Source organism: Plasticicumulans lactativorans (assembly GCF_004341245.1).
Taxonomy (GTDB): domain Bacteria; phylum Pseudomonadota; class Gammaproteobacteria; order Competibacterales; family Competibacteraceae; genus Plasticicumulans_A; species Plasticicumulans_A lactativorans.
The window spans coordinates 59,350-74,434 of record NZ_SLWY01000006.1 but is presented as its reverse complement, the minus strand read 5'-3'; the positions used below and the strand labels follow the sequence as shown (position 1 = coordinate 74,434).

The following is a 15,085-nucleotide window of genomic DNA, read 5'->3' as shown; positions in this document are numbered from 1 at the left end:
ATCCCGCAAAGAATAAAGGGTTGCAAACCTTACGGTTCACAACCCTTTGATATGCTTGGTGGGTCGTGTGCGACTCGAACGCACGACCAGCGGATTAAAAGTCCGATGCTCTACCGACTGAGCTAACGACCCCGAAACGGGCGCGGATCATACCCTAATCGCCCGCGTGCGCCAACGCGACGAGACGGGCGCCGGGGCCGCTCAGCGCAGCTGCTGCAGCCGTCGCTCGGCCTGCGCCGCCGCATTGGTGCCGGGGTAGGCCTGCGTCAGGCGGCGCAGCACCTCGCGGGCCTTGGCGGCATCGCCGAGTTCGTCGTAGCAGTAGCCGAGCTTGAGCAGTGCTTCGGGCACGCGCTCGTTGTTCGGGTAGCTGGCGCCGAACTGGATGAAGGCGTCGCGGGAGCGGGCGAAGTCGCGCATCACGTAGTAGTTCTCGCCGAGCCAGTACTGCGCGTTGCCGGCGAGCGGCCCGCCCGGGAAGCGGTGCAGGAAGTCCTGCAGGGCCGTCGCGGCCTGCTCGTAGCGGCCGTCGCGCAGCAGCTTGACGGCGGCGTCGTAGGACTCCTGCTGGCCGGCCGCGGCTCCGGCGGCCGGCGCGGCGGGCGCCGCCGGTGCCGTGGGTGCGGCCGCCGGCGGCACCGGGGCGCTGGCGGGCGGAACCGCGGCCGGCGCCGGTGCGGTCGGCACCGGGGCGGCGGCCGGAGGTTTCGCCGCCGGCGGGGTGCCCGCCGGTGCCGGGGTGGCGCCGGGGCGCTGCGGCGGCTGCTGCGATTGCTCGAGCTGGTAGCGCAGGACTTCGATGTCACCCCGCAACTGGCGGGTTTCCTGTTCGAGCTGCTCGACGCGATCGAGCAGTTCGAGCAACAGCGGGCTGTCGTTGCGCGACTGCGCGGCGGCGGGGCCGGCGAGCGCGGCGGCGAGCCCGAGTGCGAGCAGACGGGGTGCAGGGCGGCGCTTCATCGCGGTCACCGGGCTCAGTAGGCGATTTCGACGCGGCGGTTCTGCGAGTACGCGGCCTCGTCGTGACCGGCGACGGCGGGGCGCTCCTTGCCGTAGCTGACGTTGCGCATCTGCTGCGACTTGACGCCCAGGGTCTCCATCACGCGGCGCACCGCGGTGCTGCGGCGCTCGCCGAGGGCGATGTTGTACTCGCGCGAGCCGCGCTCGTCGGTGTGGCCCTCGAGCACCACGGCGGCGCCCGGGTTCTGCACCAGGTACTGCGCGTGCGCCTCGATGACCGGCCGCGAGTCGGCACGGATGTCGGAGCTGTCGAAGTCGAAGTAGACGACGCGCTGCGCCTCGCTGGCGCCGGGGCCGCCGACGTAACCGCCGGCGGGGCCGGCAGCGCCACCGGCACCGGTGCCGCCGGCGCCACCGCCGAAGGCGCTGCCGCGGCCGGCACCGTAGGTGCTCGCGCCGGCGGCGCCATCGGCGGAGCCGTCACCGGCGGTGCCGCCGCTCGACGAGCAGCCGGCGAAGAGCGCGAGCGACGAAGCGATCAGGAGGGACTTGAGAAGCGTGTTCATGGGGCTCGGATACCTGCGAGGGGGTCGGGGTGTGGGTTCGGTCAGCGCGTGTAGGGCGCCCAGGCGGGTTCGCGCACGTCGCCTTCCTGCGACAGCAGGGTCTGCTGCACGCGGCCGTCGACGGACACCGCGGCGAGCACGCCGCGCCCGCCACGCTGGGTGGCGTAGATGATCATGCTGCCGTTGGGGGCGAAGCTCGGGGACTCGTCCATGCCGCCCTCGGTGAGGGTCTTCTGCTGGCGCGTCGCGAGGTTCAGCACGGCGATCGCGAAGCGCCCGCCGCTGCGGCTCATCAGGGCGACCGACTTGCCGTCGGGGGAGAACGCCGGGCGGGCGTTGTAGTCACCCGCGAACGAGATGCGCTCGGCGCTGCCGCCGCTGGCGGGCGTGCGGTAGAGCTGCGGCGAGCCGCCGCGATCGGAGGTGAAGACGATGCTGGAGCCGTCGGGCGACCACGCGGCCTCGGTGTCGATCGCGCTCGACGTGGTCAGCCGCGTCAGCGTGCCGCCGCCGAGGTCGTAGGCGTAGATCTCGGGGTTGCCGTCCTTGGACAGCGTGAAGGCGAGACGCCGGCCGTCGGGCGCCCAGGTCGGCGCACCGTTGATGCCGGGCGAGGCCGAGATGGTCTGCCGCGCGCCGGAGTAGACGTCCTGCACGACGATCTGCGAGGTGCGGTTCTCGAAGGTCACGTAGGCGAGCCGGGTGCCGTCGGGCGACCAGGCCGGCGACATGATCGGCTGCGCCGAGCGCAGCACGGTCTGCGGGTTGTAGCCGTCGGAATCGGCCACCACCAGCGCGTACGAGCGCCCGCCGGGTGCCGCGGTGATGTAGGCGATGCGCGTCGCGAAGGCGCCCTTCTCGCCGGTGAGTTTCTCGTAGATCAGGTCGGCGATGTGGTGCGCGAGGCGGCGCAGTTCGTTGGCGCGCACGTCGAACGAGTACGCCATCACCTGCCCGCCCTGGAACACGTCGGCGAGCTGGAACTGCACCGTGTAGCCGTTGCCGCCGGCGCGCACGCTGCCCACGGCGACGTGGTTGACCTGCAGCGAGCGCCAGTTGCCGAAGTTGATCTGGCCGAACTCGGTCGGGCGGTCGATGAACTGGCTCGGCGCCAGCGGTGCGAAGCGCCCGCTGCGCTTGAGGTCGGCGGTGACGATCGCGGCGATGTCGTCGGGCGCTCCGGCGTTGCCGCCGAAGGGCACGATGGCGATCGGCAGCGCGCCTTCGACGCCCTTGGTGATCTGGATGGTGAGCTCGGCGCGGGCAGGGCCGGCGACCGACAGCAGGCAGAGCAGCAGGAGCTGCGCGACACGGACGATGGCTTTCAAGCCCTAGTCTCCCGGTTTGAACTCGAAGTTGAAGCTGCGGAACTTGGCGGCAACCTCAGGATTGGACGGCATCGGCAGCGGCGACGCCTTCTGCACCGCGGCGACCGCCGAGCTGTCGAAGGCGGGATCGCCGCTGCTCTTGGCGATCGTCGCGCTCAGCACCTGGCCGCCCTCCCCCAGCGCGATGCGCAGGGTACACGATAAGCCGGCGCGGCTTCCCTGCGGCAGCAGCCAGCGCGCCTCGACCGCGCGCCTGACCAGCGCGCCGTGGCGGCTGATCGCGTCGGCGAGGTCGCGTTCGCGGGCCTCGCGCGCGAGCGACTCGGCGAGTTCGCGCTTCGCCGCGTCGGCCTTGGCCTTGGCGTCGGCCTCCGCTTTCGCCTTGGCGTCGGCGTCGGCCTTGGCCTTGGCTTTCGCATCGGCCTCGGCCTTCGCCCTGGCGTCCGCCTCCGCCCTGGCTTTCGCGTCGGCGTCGGCCTTCGCCTTGGCCTCGGCGCGCGCCTTCGTCTCGGCGTCGGCCTTGGCCTTCGCATCGGCCTCGGCTTTCTCGGCCTTGGCCCTGGCCTTCGCGTCGGCGTCGGCTTTCGCCTCAGCTTCGGCTAACTTTTTTTTTTCCTCGGCCTGCTTCTTCTCGGCCTCGGCACGCGCCTTCGCGTCGGCCTCGGCCTTCGCCTTGGCGGCCGCCGCGCGCTTTTCTTCGGCGGTGCGGCGTTCTTCGGCGGCCTTCGCCGCCCGCTGCGCGTCCTCGGCACGCTCGCGCGCCTCGGCGGCCTTGCGCTCCTCGGCGGCGCGGGCCTTCTCGGCCTCGGCGCGGGCCTCGCGCAGGTCGTCGAGCCGGCGCGCCTCGGCCTCGGCCTTCGCCCGTGCCTCCTCCTGGCGCCGCGCCTCCTCGGCCTGGCGGCGCTGGGTCTCGCGCAGGCGGGTCTCCTCGGTGCGGCGCTTGTCCTCGGCGGCCTGCGCGGCCTGCTCCAGGCGGCGCTGGCGCGCCTCCTCGGCCTGCTGCTTGCGCTGCTCGGCTTCGGCGATCTTCGCCATCTCGGCGTTGACGCGCGCGTCGTTGACCACGGTGGCCTGGACGATCTCGACCGGCTTGTCGGCCGTCACCGTCGCGCCGCCGCTGTCGTGCGGACGGCTGGGGGCGAACGACACCAGCAGCAGCGCGATGATGATGCCGTGCACCAGCACCGCCAGCAGCGTGGCGACGACGTTGTGGGCGAGCTTGCGGCGCTGCATCGCGGGCTCAGCCCTCCGGCAGGTCGAGCGACAGCCCGACGCGGGAGGCCCCGGCCTTCTTCAGCAGGCCCATGGCGTAGACCACGCGGCCGTAGTCGACGGCCTTGTCGCCCTTCACCAGCACCGTCAGCGGCTGGTTGCGCTGGCGGGCGAGCGCGAGCACCGCGGCGGCGCGGTCGAGGATGGCCTGGTCGGGTTGCGGCGCACGCGGATCCTCGGCCTGGTTCAGGAACAGTTCGCCGTGCTGGTTGACGGTGAGGATCAGGGGCTGCTGCTCGTTCGGCTGCAGCACGTCCGCCACCCCCTGCGGCAGGTCGACCTCGACGCCCTGGTTCAGCAGCGGCGCCGTCGCCATGAAGATGATCAGCAGCACCAGCATCACGTCGATGAAGGGCACGACGTTGATGTCGGCCATCGCCTTCTTGCGCGAGCTACGCCTGGCCATGGCTCTCCGCCTGTGCCTTGGCGGCCTTCAGGCTGTGCGCCTGGCGCTGCAGGATGTTCGAGAACTCCTCGGCGAAGGTGTCGAAGCGGTTCACCAGCCGGTCGACCTCGTTGGAGTAGCGGTTGTAGGCGACCACCGCCGGGATCGCCGCGAACAGGCCGATCGCGGTGGCGATCAGCGCCTCGGCGATGCCCGGGGCGACCTGCTGCAGCGTCGCCTGCTTGACCGTGCCGAGCGCCATGAAGGCGTTCATGATTCCCCACACGGTGCCGAACAGGCCGATGTACGGGCTCACCGAGGCGGCGGTGGCGAGCACCGGCAGGTGCAGTTCGAGCTCGTCGGTCTCGCGCGACAGCGCCGCGCGCATCGCCCGCTGGCTGCCGGTGACGACCGATTCCGGGTCCACGCTCGGCTGCGAGCGCAGGCGCAGGAACTCCTGGAAGCCGGCGAGGAAGATCGCCTCCATGCCGGCCGTGCCTTCCTCGCGGCGGCTGGTGCGGGTGTACAGCGACGCGAGGTCCATGCCGGACCAGAAGTCGTCCTCGAAGTCGTCGGCCGCCTTGCGTGCCTGGGTGAGCCCGATCCGCTTCTTGAAGATCACGGTCCACGAGGCGAGCGAGATCAGCAGCAGGCTCAGCATGACCAGCTGAACCACCGTGCTGGCACCGAGGATCAGGTGCGTGAAGGACATCTCAGTAGTCACCGGAACTCTCCATCACTCCCGGGCGGGCCGGGATCACGCCGCGCGTACCATCCGCACATACCGCGGCGCGCCGGCAGCGCCGTGCGCGGGCCGGTGACGGGAGCGGTGGATGACGGGACGAAGCGCAGGGGCGGATCACGTGACGCGCCCGTGGGCAGGGCGTTTGGTTGCGGCGCAGCATGTTATCACCCGGTCCGCGAGCAATGAACCGCCGGCGGGGAAAAAGTTCCGCCGCGCCGGCTCAGGGCTCGTCCCCGCCCTTGAACAGCGCGGGTTCGAGGCCGTGGCGGGCGAGCAGCTTGTAGAACTCGGTGCGGTTGCGCTGGGCGAGCCGCGCCGCCTGGGTGACGTTGCCGCCGGTGAGCTGCAGCACGCGGATCAGGTAGTCGCGCTCGAAGCCGTCGCGGGCCTCGGCGAGCGAGGGCAGCTGCCCGGCGCGGTCGCGCAGCGCCCGGCGCACCAGCGCGAGCGGGATCACCGGCGTCACCGCGAGCGCCACGCAGTGCTCGACCACGTTCTGCAACTGGCGCACGTTGCCCGGCCAGTCGGCGCCGACCAGGGCCTCCAGCGCCTCGGGGGCGAAGCGCTTGGGCGCCTCGCCGGCTTTCTCGGCGAGCCGCGCGAGCAGGTGCGCGACCAGCAGCGGGATGTCCTCGCGCCGCTCGCGCAGCGGCGGCAGGTGCAGCGCGACGACGTTGAGGCGGTAGTAGAGATCCTCGCGGAACTGGCCCTGCGCCAGCAGTTCGTCGAGGTCGCGGTGCGTCGCCGAGAGGATGCGCACGTCCACCGCCACGCTCTGCGTCGAGCCGACCGGGCGCACCTGGCGTTCCTGCAGCACGCGCAGCAGCTTGGCCTGCATCGGCAGCGGCAGGTCGCCGATCTCGTCGAGGAACAGCGAGCCGCCGTCGGCGGCGACGAACAGGCCCTTGTGCGCCCCCGCCGCGCCGGTGAAGGCGCCCTTGACGTGCCCGAACAGCTCGCTCTCCAGCAGCTCCGAGGGGATCGCGCTGCAGTTCACCGCGACGAACGGCCCCGCCGCGCGCGGGCTCGCCTTGTGGATCGCCTGCGCGAGCAGCTCCTTGCCGGTGCCGCTGTCACCGTGGATGAACACGCTCGCCTCGCTCTTCGCCACCAGCAGCGCCTCGTCGAGCACGGCCTCGAGCAGCGGGCTGCGGGTGATGATCGCCGCGCGCCAGGCCGCCGCGTCGCCGCCCTCGGCCGGCGCCGACAGCGCCAGCGCCGCACTCACCTGGGCGAGCAGGTCCTGCGGGTCGAAGGGCTTGGGCAGGAAGCCGAACACCCCTTCGCGGGTGGCCTGCACCGCGTCGGGGATGGTGCCGTGGGCGGTGAGGATGATCACCGGCAGCCCCGGGCGCTGTGCGCGCACCGCCTCGAACAGCGCCAGCCCGTCCATGCCGGGCATGCGCAGGTCGGTGATCAGCAGCCGCGGCTGCACCAGCGGCAGGCGGTTCAGCGCCTCCTCGCCGCTCGCCGCGGTCTCGACCACGTACTTGGCGGCGCGCAGGCGCAGGCTCACCAGGCGCAGCAGGTCGGCGTCGTCGTCGACCAGCAGGATGTCGCAGCGGCGCGGCGTCGTGCTCATGGCTGCGTCCGGTTGCTGAGGCTGCGCTCGATCGCGCCGAGCGCTTCGATCTGCTTCTTCAGCTCGGCGTTCTCGCGCCGCGCCGCGGCGAGGTCACGCTCGGCGGCGTTGGCGCGGGCGTCGGCCTGGCGGGCCTGGGCACGCGCGCGGTCGAGCGCGCTGCCCTGTTCGGCGACCTTGCGGCGCAGGCTGGCGATGGTGGTCTCGTCGTCGTTCGTCGACGGCGGCCACTGCGCGCAGGCGCACAGCGCGAGCAGCGGCAGCAGCAGGATCAGACGGCGGTGAAGCGGGCGGATCATGGTGGGCGATGGACTCCGCAGAGGATTCAGGCGAGCGGCAGGGTCAGGCGGACGCAGCCGCCGGACCCCCGTGCGGCGACCACGGCGAGCGCGCCGCCGTGCAGCAGCGCGAACTCGCGGGCGATGGCGAGGCCGAGGCCCGAGCCCTGCACCGGGCCGGAGACCGGGGCCCCGCCCTGGTAGAAGGCCTCGAAGACGCGCTCGTGCTCGTCGGGCCCGAAGCCGGGTCCCTGGTCTTCGACCTCCAGCAGCAGCGCGCCGCCCGTGGCCGACGCGCGCACGTCGATACGACCGCCGGCGGGCGAGAACTTCACCGCGTTGCCGAGCAGGTTGTCGAGCACGGTCGCGAGCTTGTCGCGGTCGGCGGCGAGGTGCAAGACCGGCACCGCGACCGCCACCTCGAGCTGGCGCGCCTGGCAGGCCAGGCGGTGCGCCGCCACCACCTGCCCGACCAGCTCCTGCAGCTCCACCGGCACCTTGTCGGCGCTGAGGCTGCGCGCGAGCAGGCGGTTGAAGTTCAGCAGGTCCTCGATGCGCCGCTGCAGGCGCTGGGCGTTGTCGGTGAGGATCGTCGCGACCTCGCGCTGCTCGGCGTTGAGCGGGCCGAGCACCTCGCCGGCGAGCAGGTCCGAGCCCTCGCGCAGCGCCGTCAGCGGCGTCTTCAGCTCGTGCGACATGCTGCGCAGGAAGCGCGCCTTGGCCTGTTCGAGCTCGGCGAGCCGCGCGCGCAGCCACTCCAGCCGCGTGCCCAGCGCGCGCAGGTCGCGCGGCCCCGACACCACCACCGGGGTGGCGAAGTCCTCGTTGCCGAGGCGGCGGATCGCCACCGCGAGCTGGCGCAGCGGGCGCGCGATCAGCCCGGCGGCGAGCCCGGCGAAGGCGAAGGCGGCCACCGCCGCCAGCAGCGCCAGCCACAGCGTGCGGTTGCGCACCTCGTCGGCGCGCGCGCGCAGGTGCTCGACCTCGTCGGCGACCGCGGCGTTGCTGCGTTCGAGGAAGCTCGCGGCGTGCTCGGCGAGCGGGCGGAAGCGCTCGGCGAGGGCGGCGTCGTCGCCTTCGGGCGGAGCGGCGAGCGGCGTGAGGTCGCGCGCCAGCGCCGCGAGCAGCGCATCGCGCGAGTCGTCGAGGCCGAGCGTGCGCAGCCGCTCCAGCGCATCGAACAGGCCGCTGCGGTTGCGCTCGTAGGCCTCGCGCAGCTCCGGCGTGACCAGCACGCGGTACTGCCGCGCGGTGCGCTCGAGGGCGTCGAGCCGCGCCACCAGGCCGCGGCCGTCGCGCGCGGCGGCGTCGGCGCGCACCAGCTGGTCGGCGGCGCGGCGGGTCAGCTCCTCGACGCTCAGCGTGGCGACGGCGAGTGCGGCCACCAGCGGCAGCAGCGCGAGCGCGAAGCCGAGCAGCAGGCGTGCGAGCAGCGAGCCCGGCAGCGGCAGGCTGAGGCGCAGCATCGCGCTCAGTCGGCCGCCGCGTCGAAGAGGTCGTCGGCGCGCACCGGGACGACGCCGAGGTGGCGGTAGGCGTGCGGCGTGGCCATGCGCCCGCGCGGCGTGCGCATCAGGAAGCCCTGCTGGATCAGGAAGGGCTCGAGCACGTCCTCGATGGTGCCGCGCTCCTCGCCGAGCGCCGCGGCGAGGGTGTCGAGCCCGACCGGGCCGCCGCCGAACTTGTCGACGATCGCCCCGAGCAGGCGCCGGTCCATCTCGTCGAAGCCCTGGTCGTCGACCTTGAGCAGGGCCAGCGCGGCCTGCGCCACCGCCAGCGTGATGCAGCCGTCGCTCTTGACCTGCGCGTAGTCGCGCACGCGCCGCAGCAGGCGGTTGGCGATGCGCGGGGTGCCGCGGGCGCGGCGACCGATCTCGTGGGCACCCTCGGGCTCGCTCGGCACCCCGAGGATCACCGCCGCCCGGCGCACGATCGCAGTGAGCTCCTCGGTGCTGTAGAACTCCAGCCGGTGCACGATGCCGAAGCGGTCACGCAGCGGCGAGGTCAGCAGCCCGGCGCGGGTGGTGGCACCGACCAGCGTGAACGGCGGCAGGTCCAGCTTGATCGAGCGCGCCGCCGGGCCCTCGCCGATCATGATGTCGAGCTGGTAGTCCTCCATCGCCGGGTACAGCACCTCCTCCACCACCGGCGACAGGCGGTGGATCTCGTCGACGAACAGCAGGTCGTGCGGTTCGAGGTTGGTCAGCAGCGCGGCGAGGTCGCCGGGGCGCTCCAGCACCGGCCCCGAGGTCTGGCGCAGGTTCACCCCCATCTCGGCGGCGATGATGTGCGCGAGCGTGGTCTTGCCGAGGCCGGGCGGGCCGAACAGCAGCACGTGGTCGAGCGCCTCGCCGCGCGCGCGCGCGGCGTGGATGAAGATCTCCAGCTGCTCGCGCATGGCCTGCTGGCCGACGTAGTCGGCGAGCCGCCGGGGGCGGATCGCGCGGTCGATGGCGGCATCCTCGCCTTGCTCGGCGGGGGAGATGAGGCGGTCGGAGTGGATCATGGGCACGCCCGCGGGCCGGTCCGGGAAGCGGCGCAGCATAGCGCATCGCGCCGCCGCGCCTGACGCCGGGTGCGCCACGCGGGCATAATCGACGCCATGATCATCGACCGTACCCTCGATCTCAGCGGGCTCGTCTGCCCGCTGCCCCTGCTGAAAACCAAGCAGGCGCTGGCGAAGATGGACGCCGGCGAGACCATCCGCATCGTCGCCACCGACAAGAGCGTGGTGGTGGACTTCCGCGTGTTCATCGACCGCTTCGGCCACGAACTCATCGAGTTCACCGAGAGCCCCGAGCACTTCGTGTTCGTGCTGCGCAAGGCCTGAAGGCGCGGCCTCAGCCGCGCAGCGTCGCCTGCAGCGCGCGGCGGATCAGCTCCTCGCTCGCCAGCCCGTCGGCGGCGACCGCCTTGACCATCTTCGCGGCGTCGACCGGCTTGTAGCCGAGCGCGACCAGCGCGGCCTCGGCGTCGCCGAGCGGATCGTTCGCCGCCGCCGGCCGCGCGCCCCCCGCCGCCGACAGCGGGCCGGCGCCGAGGTCGAGGCCGGCGACGCGGTCGCGCATCTCCACCACCAGGCGCTCCGCGGTCTTGCGGCCGATGCCCGGCAGCCGCACCAGCGCGGCGAGGTCGCCGGCCTCGAGGCAGCGGGCGAACTGCTCGGCGCTCATCCCCGACAGGATCACCAGCGCGAGCTTGGCGCCGATGCCGGAGACGCGGATCAGGCTGCGGAACAGCGTGCGCTCGGAGAGCGAGCCGAAGGCGTAGAGGACGTGCGCGTCCTCGCGCACCGCGAGGTGGGTGTGCAGCGTCACCTCGCGCCCCAGTTCGGGCAGGTCGTAGAAGGTCGACAGCGGCGCCTCGAGCTCGTAGCCGACGCCGCCGACCTCGAGCAGCAGGTACGGCGGCTGCTTGTAGACCAGCGTGCCGCGCAGTCGGCCGATCATCGCGCGGCCCCGGCGGCGGCGAGGCGCGCGTTCACCGCCACCTGCGCGCCGTGGCAGAGCGCGACCGCGAGTGCGTCGGCGGCGTCGGCCTGCGGCTTGCGCGGCAGCCCGAGCAGTGCGGTGACCATGTGCTGGACCTGCTCCTTGTCGGCGCGGCCGGTGCCGACCACGGCCTGCTTGATCGTCGCCGGCGTGTATTCGGCCACCTCGAGCCCGGCGAGCGCCGCGGCGACGATCGCCACGCCGCGCGCCTGGCCGAGCTTGAGCGCGGATTCGGGGTTGCGGTGCATGAAGACCTGCTCGATCGCCATGGTCGCCGGGGCGTGCGTGCGGATGATCTCGGCCAGCCCCTCGAACACCGCGCGCAGGCGCGCGGCGGTGTCGCCGTCGGGGGTGCGGATGCAGCCGCTGTCGACGTAGCGCGAGCGGCTGCCGACCAGGTCGATGACGCCGTAGCCGGTGATCCGCGAACCGGGATCGAGGCCGAGGATGCGCGTCATGCCCGCGGCGGCGCGGCGCGGCTCACAGCTGCGCCATGATGGCGTCGGGGATGTCGGCGTTGGAGTAGACGTTCTGGGTGTCGTCGAGGTCCTCGAGCATCTCCAGCAGCTTCACCATGCTCTTGGCGTCGTCGAGGCCGAGGCTGACGGTGTTGCCGGCGCGCATCGTGACCTCGGCGGTCTCGGCCTCGAGGCCGGCGGCGACGAGCGCGTCGCGCACCGCGGCGAAGGCGTCGGGGCCGCTCAGCACGTCGAGCGAACCGTCGTCGTACTCGACCAGGTCATCGGCGCCGGCCTCGAGCGCGACCTCCATGACCTTGTCGGCATCGGTGCCGGCGGGGTAGCTGATCACGCCGGTCTCGGTGAACTGGAACGCCACCGAGCCCGAGGTGCCGAGATTGCCGCCGCACTTGGAGAAGGCGTGGCGCACCTCGGCGACGGTGCGGTTGCGGTTGTCGGTCATGCAGTCGACCATCACCGCCACGCCGCCGGGGCCGTAGCCCTCGTAGCGGATCTCGTCGTAGACCACGCCCTCCTCGCCGCCGGCGCCGCGCTTGATCGCGCGGTCGATGGTGTCCTTCGACATGTTGGCGTTGAGGCCCTTGTCGACCGCCAGACGCAGCCGCGGGTTGGCGGCGGGGTCGGGCAGGCCGCTGCGGGCGGCGACGGTGATCTCGCGGATAATGCGGGTGAACAGCTTGCCGCGCTTGGCGTCCTGCGCACTCTTGCGGTGCTGGATGTTCGCCCATTTGGAGTGTCCGGCCATGCGATCCTCTGGAAATACCGGGGGGCTTGGAAAACTGGCGCGCGAGTGTAGCACCGTGCCCGCGACCCGCCCACGGACCGCCCGCCGCCTCACGACGCCGGCGCGAAGCGCCCGTGGCGCAGGAAGTGGTCGACCTGGTGCGCCACTTCGGCCGAGAACAGCAGGCCGCTGTGCGACACCGGCAGCGCGACGTGGTCGCGCATCCCCGGGCACAGCGTTTCGGTGACGCCGACCACGCCGTCCCCCGGCGTCGGCACCGGCGCCAGCCACTGCGCGAGGCCGAGCGGGCGGGTGCCGGCGATCACGCCGAGTTCGTGCTGCGCCGGCCACGGCGGTGCGTCGCCGAACAGCGCGCGGGCGCGGCTCGCCCCCAGCGCCCAGCCGGCGCCCAGCGCCGCGAGGTGGCGTGCCGCGGCGCTGCCGGCGTGCGGCGTGCCGAGCGTCACCACCCGCCCCGGCGGCAGCTCCGGCACCTGCGCGTAAAGGTGGCGCAACACGAGCCCGCCGAGGCTGTGGCCGACCGCGTGGCGCACGCCGGCGGGATGCAGCCGCCGCGCCAGCCGCCGCGCCGCCGCGGCCGGGGATTCCAGCAGGCTCGGGTAGGCGAACAGCTCGATGCGCCAGCCGCGCGCGTGCAGCTGCCAGGCCAGCGGCACGAGCCAGAGGCGGTTCATGTACAGGCCGTGGACGAGCAGTACGGTGGCGTTCTCCAAGCGGTCTTCCCCCCTGTAAAGCGGTGTGCACGACGCCCCTGGCCCAGTGCCCGTCGCGCGGCCTGCGGCGGCCTTGACAGGCGCCGGCGCGGACGCTGGACTAGTGCGCTTTTTCCGTCCGGCGGCGCCCGTCGCCGGGCTGCCGCCGACACGTGGCCCCGGCGGGGCCACAGGAGCTTACGATGAACGCCGTCGCCGCCCGCCCGCATCGCCTGACGCCCGACCAGGTTCCCGACACCGTGGTCGAGGTGCTCGACCGCGACGAGAAGGCCGAACTCACCGAACGGATCAGGCGCCTGCTGCGCGAGCAGGATGCCACGCTGGTCGCGCACTACTACACCTCGCCCGAGCTGCAGGAGCTCGCCGACGCCAGCGGCGGCTACGTCTCCGACTCGCTCGACATGGCGCGCTTCGGCACCGAGTGCGCGAGCTCGACGCTGATCGTCGCCGGCGTGCGCTTCATGGGCGAGACGGCGAAGATCCTCAACCCCGAGAAGCGCGTGCTGATGCCCGACCTCGGCGCCGAGTGCTCGCTCGACCTCGGCTGCCCGCCCGACGAGTTCGCGGCGTTCTGCGACGCGCACCCCGACCGCGAGGTGGTGGTCTACGCCAATACCTCGGCGGCGGTGAAGGCGCGCGCCGACTGGATGGCGACCAGCGGCATCGCCCTCGACCTGGTGCGCCACCTGCACGCCGAGGGGCGCAAGATCCTGTGGGCGCCCGACCGCCATCTCGGCGCCTGGGTGCAGAAGGAAACCGGCGCCGACGTGCTGCTGTGGGACGGCGCCTGCGTCGTCCACGAGGCCTTCAAGGCCGACGGCCTGCGCGTGCTGAAGGCCGAGCACCCCGGCGCGATGGTGCTGGTGCACCCGGAGTCCCCGGCCGACGTCATCGCCCTCGCCGACTTCGTCGGCTCGACCACCGGGATCATCAAGGCCGCGAAGGAACTGCCGGCCGACACCTTCATCGTCGCCACCGACAACGGCATCTTCCACAAGATGCGCGAGGCGGCACCGCACAAGACCTTCATCGAAGCGCCCACCGGCGGCAAGGGGGCGACCTGCGTCTCGTGCGCGCACTGCCCGTGGATGGCGATGAACGGCCTGCGCTCACTCGCGCGCGTGCTCGAACGCGGCGGCAACGAGATCCACGTCGACCCGACGATCCGCGAGCGTGCGGCGCGCCCGATCCAGCGCCTGCTCGACTTCGCCCGCAGCCGCCGGGCCGTGGTGCTCGGCAACAACGACGCCTGATCCGGGCACGGCCGTGCCCACCGGGAGCGCGGCGGCGCATGCGCGCGCCGCCGCGCTCAAGGCACTGATCGTCGCGGCGCAGCCCCCCGGCGCGCCGCCACCGGCGCACCGCCGTCCGGCGGCTCCTGCCCCTGCGCCCACTCCCGCCGCGCCGGCGCCGCGCCGGCGACTGCCGCCGCGTACCCTGCTGCGCATCGGCGAGCGCCTGCGCAAGGCCGGCGGCGAGCTGCACGCGCTGCTCGCGACCGGCCTCGAACTCGCCGAGGTGAACCTCGCCTTCGCCGCCGCGGTGCGTGCGCCGCTCGGCGAGCACGCGCGGGTCGCGCGGCTCGATCCCGCCGGCTGGGTGATCCTGGTCGACTCCCCCGCCTGGGCCTCGCGCCTGCGCTTCGGCCTCAAGGCCGTGCGCCGCGGCCTGGAGGCCCGCCTGCGGCGCCCGGTCCCCGAGCTCGAGGTGCGCGTCGAACCGGCCGCGCTGCCGCCGCCGCCGCGCCCGGCGCCGCGCCCGATCGCGGTGTCTGACAACACCGCGCGCGTGCTCGCCAGCGCCGCCGCCGGCATCGACGACCCGGCGCTCGCCGCCGCGCTGCAGCGCCTGGCCCGCCACGCCCGCGCCCGCGCCGGGCGCTGACCCGCCGTCGCCGGCAGGCGACAGGGCAAGCCCTTGATCGGCCGGGACTCCGGCCGCGACCCGGCCGTGCGGCCGCGGAAGCGGCGACAATCCCGGGGGCGCAAGTGCCCGCCACTCCGGGCTTTTTATGGGTGGCACGCGACGTGCCTGGGCGTATCGGGGGGCGCCGTTCGCCCCGCTACACCGCACGCGAGGATTCCAGCCATGGGCACGCTCAGTCGCACGTTCCGCCATCTGGCGCTCGCCGGCGCGCTCGTCGTGGTCAGCGCCTGCGGCCACAACCCCTGGATCGACGGCGGGCTCGGCGCCGCCACCGGTGCGGTGGTCGGCAACCAGGTCGGCGGGCGCGGCGGCGCGATCGTCGGCGGTGCGCTCGGCGCCGCCACCGGCGTCGCCATCGGCCAGCAGCAGGCCGAGCGCCGCCGCTACGGCTACGGCGACGACGGTTACTACCGTGACGACGGCTACCGCGGGCGCTACGACGACCGCTACGGCGGCGGCTACCGCTACCGCGAGCGCTATTACGACGGCGGCTACGATCCCTATTACGGGCGCTGAACCACGCCGGCCGGAACGCCGCCGGCTGGACGCCGTCGCCACGGCGGCCGATCCCCTGCCAACGGGTATTGAACCGCGACGGCGTGGTTGTTCGCGCCG

The 15,085-nt window shown here is 73.2% G+C and carries 18 protein-coding genes and 1 tRNA gene; 4 read left to right on the top strand and 15 right to left on the bottom strand.

Annotation, left to right across the window (positions count from 1 at the left end; genetic code table 11):
- Positions 1-56: 56 nt before the first annotated feature.
- From EV699_RS06150 to ruvB, 11 genes are all read right to left on the bottom strand, one after another.
- Positions 57-132, bottom strand: a tRNA-Lys gene (locus tag EV699_RS06150).
- A gap of 69 nt (positions 133-201) precedes the next feature.
- A complete protein-coding gene (gene ybgF / locus EV699_RS06145; RefSeq protein WP_132540121.1) occupies positions 202-960 on the bottom strand; it encodes a tol-pal system protein YbgF in 759 nt (252 codons plus the stop codon).
- A 14-nt stretch (positions 961-974) separates the two neighbouring features.
- A complete protein-coding gene (pal, locus tag EV699_RS06140) occupies positions 975-1,526 on the bottom strand; it encodes a peptidoglycan-associated lipoprotein Pal (protein WP_132540118.1) in 552 nt (183 codons plus the stop codon).
- Between the two features lie 41 nt (positions 1,527-1,567).
- Positions 1,568-2,854: a Tol-Pal system beta propeller repeat protein TolB gene (gene tolB / locus EV699_RS06135; protein WP_341540216.1), complete on the bottom strand. Its 1,287-nt coding sequence runs from the start codon at positions 2,852-2,854 to the stop codon at positions 1,568-1,570.
- Between the two features lie 3 nt (positions 2,855-2,857).
- Positions 2,858-4,087: a cell envelope integrity protein TolA gene (tolA, locus tag EV699_RS06130; RefSeq protein ID WP_132540105.1), complete on the bottom strand. Its 1,230-nt coding sequence runs from the start codon at positions 4,085-4,087 to the stop codon at positions 2,858-2,860.
- 7 nt (positions 4,088-4,094) lie between these two features.
- Positions 4,095-4,532: a protein TolR gene (gene tolR / locus EV699_RS06125; RefSeq protein WP_132540102.1), complete on the bottom strand. Its 438-nt coding sequence runs from the start codon at positions 4,530-4,532 to the stop codon at positions 4,095-4,097.
- Positions 4,519-5,223: a protein TolQ gene (tolQ, locus tag EV699_RS06120; RefSeq protein ID WP_424450022.1), complete on the bottom strand. Its 705-nt coding sequence runs from the start codon at positions 5,221-5,223 to the stop codon at positions 4,519-4,521. The genes tolR and tolQ overlap by 14 nt, the downstream gene beginning before the upstream one ends.
- Before the next feature lie 253 nt (positions 5,224-5,476).
- Positions 5,477-6,838 carry a sigma 54-interacting transcriptional regulator gene (locus tag EV699_RS06115; RefSeq protein WP_132540096.1) on the bottom strand — a complete coding sequence of 454 codons (1,362 nt, stop codon included), beginning with the start codon at positions 6,836-6,838 and terminating at the stop codon, positions 5,477-5,479.
- Positions 6,835-7,137: a hypothetical protein gene (locus EV699_RS06110; protein ID WP_132540093.1), complete on the bottom strand. Its 303-nt coding sequence runs from the start codon at positions 7,135-7,137 to the stop codon at positions 6,835-6,837. Before EV699_RS06110 ends, EV699_RS06115 begins: the two co-directional genes overlap by 4 nt.
- 26 nt (positions 7,138-7,163) lie before the next feature.
- Positions 7,164-8,582: a HAMP domain-containing sensor histidine kinase gene (locus tag EV699_RS06105; RefSeq protein ID WP_132540090.1), complete on the bottom strand. Its 1,419-nt coding sequence runs from the start codon at positions 8,580-8,582 to the stop codon at positions 7,164-7,166.
- A gap of 5 nt (positions 8,583-8,587) precedes the next feature.
- A complete protein-coding gene (ruvB, locus tag EV699_RS06100; protein WP_132540087.1) occupies positions 8,588-9,622 on the bottom strand; it encodes a Holliday junction branch migration DNA helicase RuvB in 1,035 nt (344 codons plus the stop codon).
- A gap of 96 nt (positions 9,623-9,718) precedes the next feature.
- On the opposite strand from ruvB, the gene EV699_RS06095 reads away from it, so the two are divergent.
- Positions 9,719-9,946 carry a sulfurtransferase TusA family protein gene (locus tag EV699_RS06095; RefSeq protein ID WP_132540084.1) on the top strand — a complete coding sequence of 76 codons (228 nt, stop codon included), beginning with the start codon at positions 9,719-9,721 and terminating at the stop codon, positions 9,944-9,946.
- A 10-nt stretch (positions 9,947-9,956) separates the two neighbouring features.
- Here the strand turns inward: EV699_RS06095 and ruvA are convergent, their stop codons facing one another.
- The 4 genes from ruvA to EV699_RS06075 all read right to left on the bottom strand — a co-directional run bounded on the left by ruvA (position 9,957) and on the right by EV699_RS06075 (position 12,544).
- Positions 9,957-10,565 carry a Holliday junction branch migration protein RuvA gene (gene ruvA, locus EV699_RS06090; RefSeq protein WP_132540081.1) on the bottom strand — a complete coding sequence of 203 codons (609 nt, stop codon included), beginning with the start codon at positions 10,563-10,565 and terminating at the stop codon, positions 9,957-9,959.
- On the bottom strand, positions 10,562-11,065 hold the full coding sequence (gene ruvC / locus EV699_RS06085) for a crossover junction endodeoxyribonuclease RuvC (protein ID WP_132540078.1): 504 nt from the start codon (positions 11,063-11,065) through the stop codon (positions 10,562-10,564). Before ruvC ends, ruvA begins: the two co-directional genes overlap by 4 nt.
- Positions 11,066-11,087: 22 nt before the next feature.
- On the bottom strand, positions 11,088-11,831 hold the full coding sequence (locus EV699_RS06080; protein WP_132540075.1) for a YebC/PmpR family DNA-binding transcriptional regulator: 744 nt from the start codon (positions 11,829-11,831) through the stop codon (positions 11,088-11,090).
- An 89-nt stretch (positions 11,832-11,920) separates the two neighbouring features.
- Positions 11,921-12,544, bottom strand: coding sequence for an esterase/lipase family protein (locus EV699_RS06075; RefSeq protein WP_132540072.1), 624 nt, complete (start codon positions 12,542-12,544; stop codon positions 11,921-11,923).
- A 182-nt stretch (positions 12,545-12,726) separates the two neighbouring features.
- On the opposite strand from EV699_RS06075, the gene nadA reads away from it, so the two are divergent.
- From nadA to EV699_RS06060, 3 genes are all read left to right on the top strand, one after another.
- Positions 12,727-13,797, top strand: coding sequence for a quinolinate synthase NadA (gene nadA, locus EV699_RS06070; protein ID WP_132540069.1), 1,071 nt, complete (start codon positions 12,727-12,729; stop codon positions 13,795-13,797).
- Positions 13,798-13,810: 13 nt separating this feature from the next.
- On the top strand, positions 13,811-14,428 hold the full coding sequence (locus tag EV699_RS06065) for a DciA family protein (protein WP_165904051.1): 618 nt from the start codon (positions 13,811-13,813) through the stop codon (positions 14,426-14,428).
- 204 nt (positions 14,429-14,632) lie between these two features.
- Positions 14,633-14,986, top strand: coding sequence for a glycine zipper domain-containing protein (locus EV699_RS06060; RefSeq protein ID WP_132540063.1), 354 nt, complete (start codon positions 14,633-14,635; stop codon positions 14,984-14,986).
- Positions 14,987-15,085 lie beyond the last annotated feature (99 nt).

Coding starts and splice junctions, on each gene's coding strand:
- tolR (WP_132540102.1), bottom strand. CDS start 4,532: ATGGCCAGGCGTAGCTCGCGCAAGAAGGCGATGGCCGACATCAACGTC.
- tolA (WP_132540105.1), bottom strand. CDS start 4,087: ATGCAGCGCCGCAAGCTCGCCCACAACGTCGTCGCCACGCTGCTGGCG.
- EV699_RS06095 (WP_132540084.1), top strand. CDS start 9,719: ATGATCATCGACCGTACCCTCGATCTCAGCGGGCTCGTCTGCCCGCTG.
- ruvB (WP_132540087.1), bottom strand. CDS start 9,622: ATGATCCACTCCGACCGCCTCATCTCCCCCGCCGAGCAAGGCGAGGAT.
- tolQ (WP_424450022.1), bottom strand. CDS start 5,223: ATGTCCTTCACGCACCTGATCCTCGGTGCCAGCACGGTGGTTCAGCTG.
- EV699_RS06080 (WP_132540075.1), bottom strand. CDS start 11,831: ATGGCCGGACACTCCAAATGGGCGAACATCCAGCACCGCAAGAGTGCG.
- nadA (WP_132540069.1), top strand. CDS start 12,727: ATGAACGCCGTCGCCGCCCGCCCGCATCGCCTGACGCCCGACCAGGTT.
- EV699_RS06105 (WP_132540090.1), bottom strand. CDS start 8,582: ATGCTGCGCCTCAGCCTGCCGCTGCCGGGCTCGCTGCTCGCACGCCTG.
- EV699_RS06060 (WP_132540063.1), top strand. CDS start 14,633: ATGGGCACGCTCAGTCGCACGTTCCGCCATCTGGCGCTCGCCGGCGCG.
- ruvA (WP_132540081.1), bottom strand. CDS start 10,565: ATGATCGGCCGACTGCGCGGCACGCTGGTCTACAAGCAGCCGCCGTAC.
- pal (WP_132540118.1), bottom strand. CDS start 1,526: ATGAACACGCTTCTCAAGTCCCTCCTGATCGCTTCGTCGCTCGCGCTC.
- EV699_RS06110 (WP_132540093.1), bottom strand. CDS start 7,137: ATGATCCGCCCGCTTCACCGCCGTCTGATCCTGCTGCTGCCGCTGCTC.
- ybgF (WP_132540121.1), bottom strand. CDS start 960: ATGAAGCGCCGCCCTGCACCCCGTCTGCTCGCACTCGGGCTCGCCGCC.
- ruvC (WP_132540078.1), bottom strand. CDS start 11,065: ATGACGCGCATCCTCGGCCTCGATCCCGGTTCGCGGATCACCGGCTAC.
- EV699_RS06115 (WP_132540096.1), bottom strand. CDS start 6,838: ATGAGCACGACGCCGCGCCGCTGCGACATCCTGCTGGTCGACGACGAC.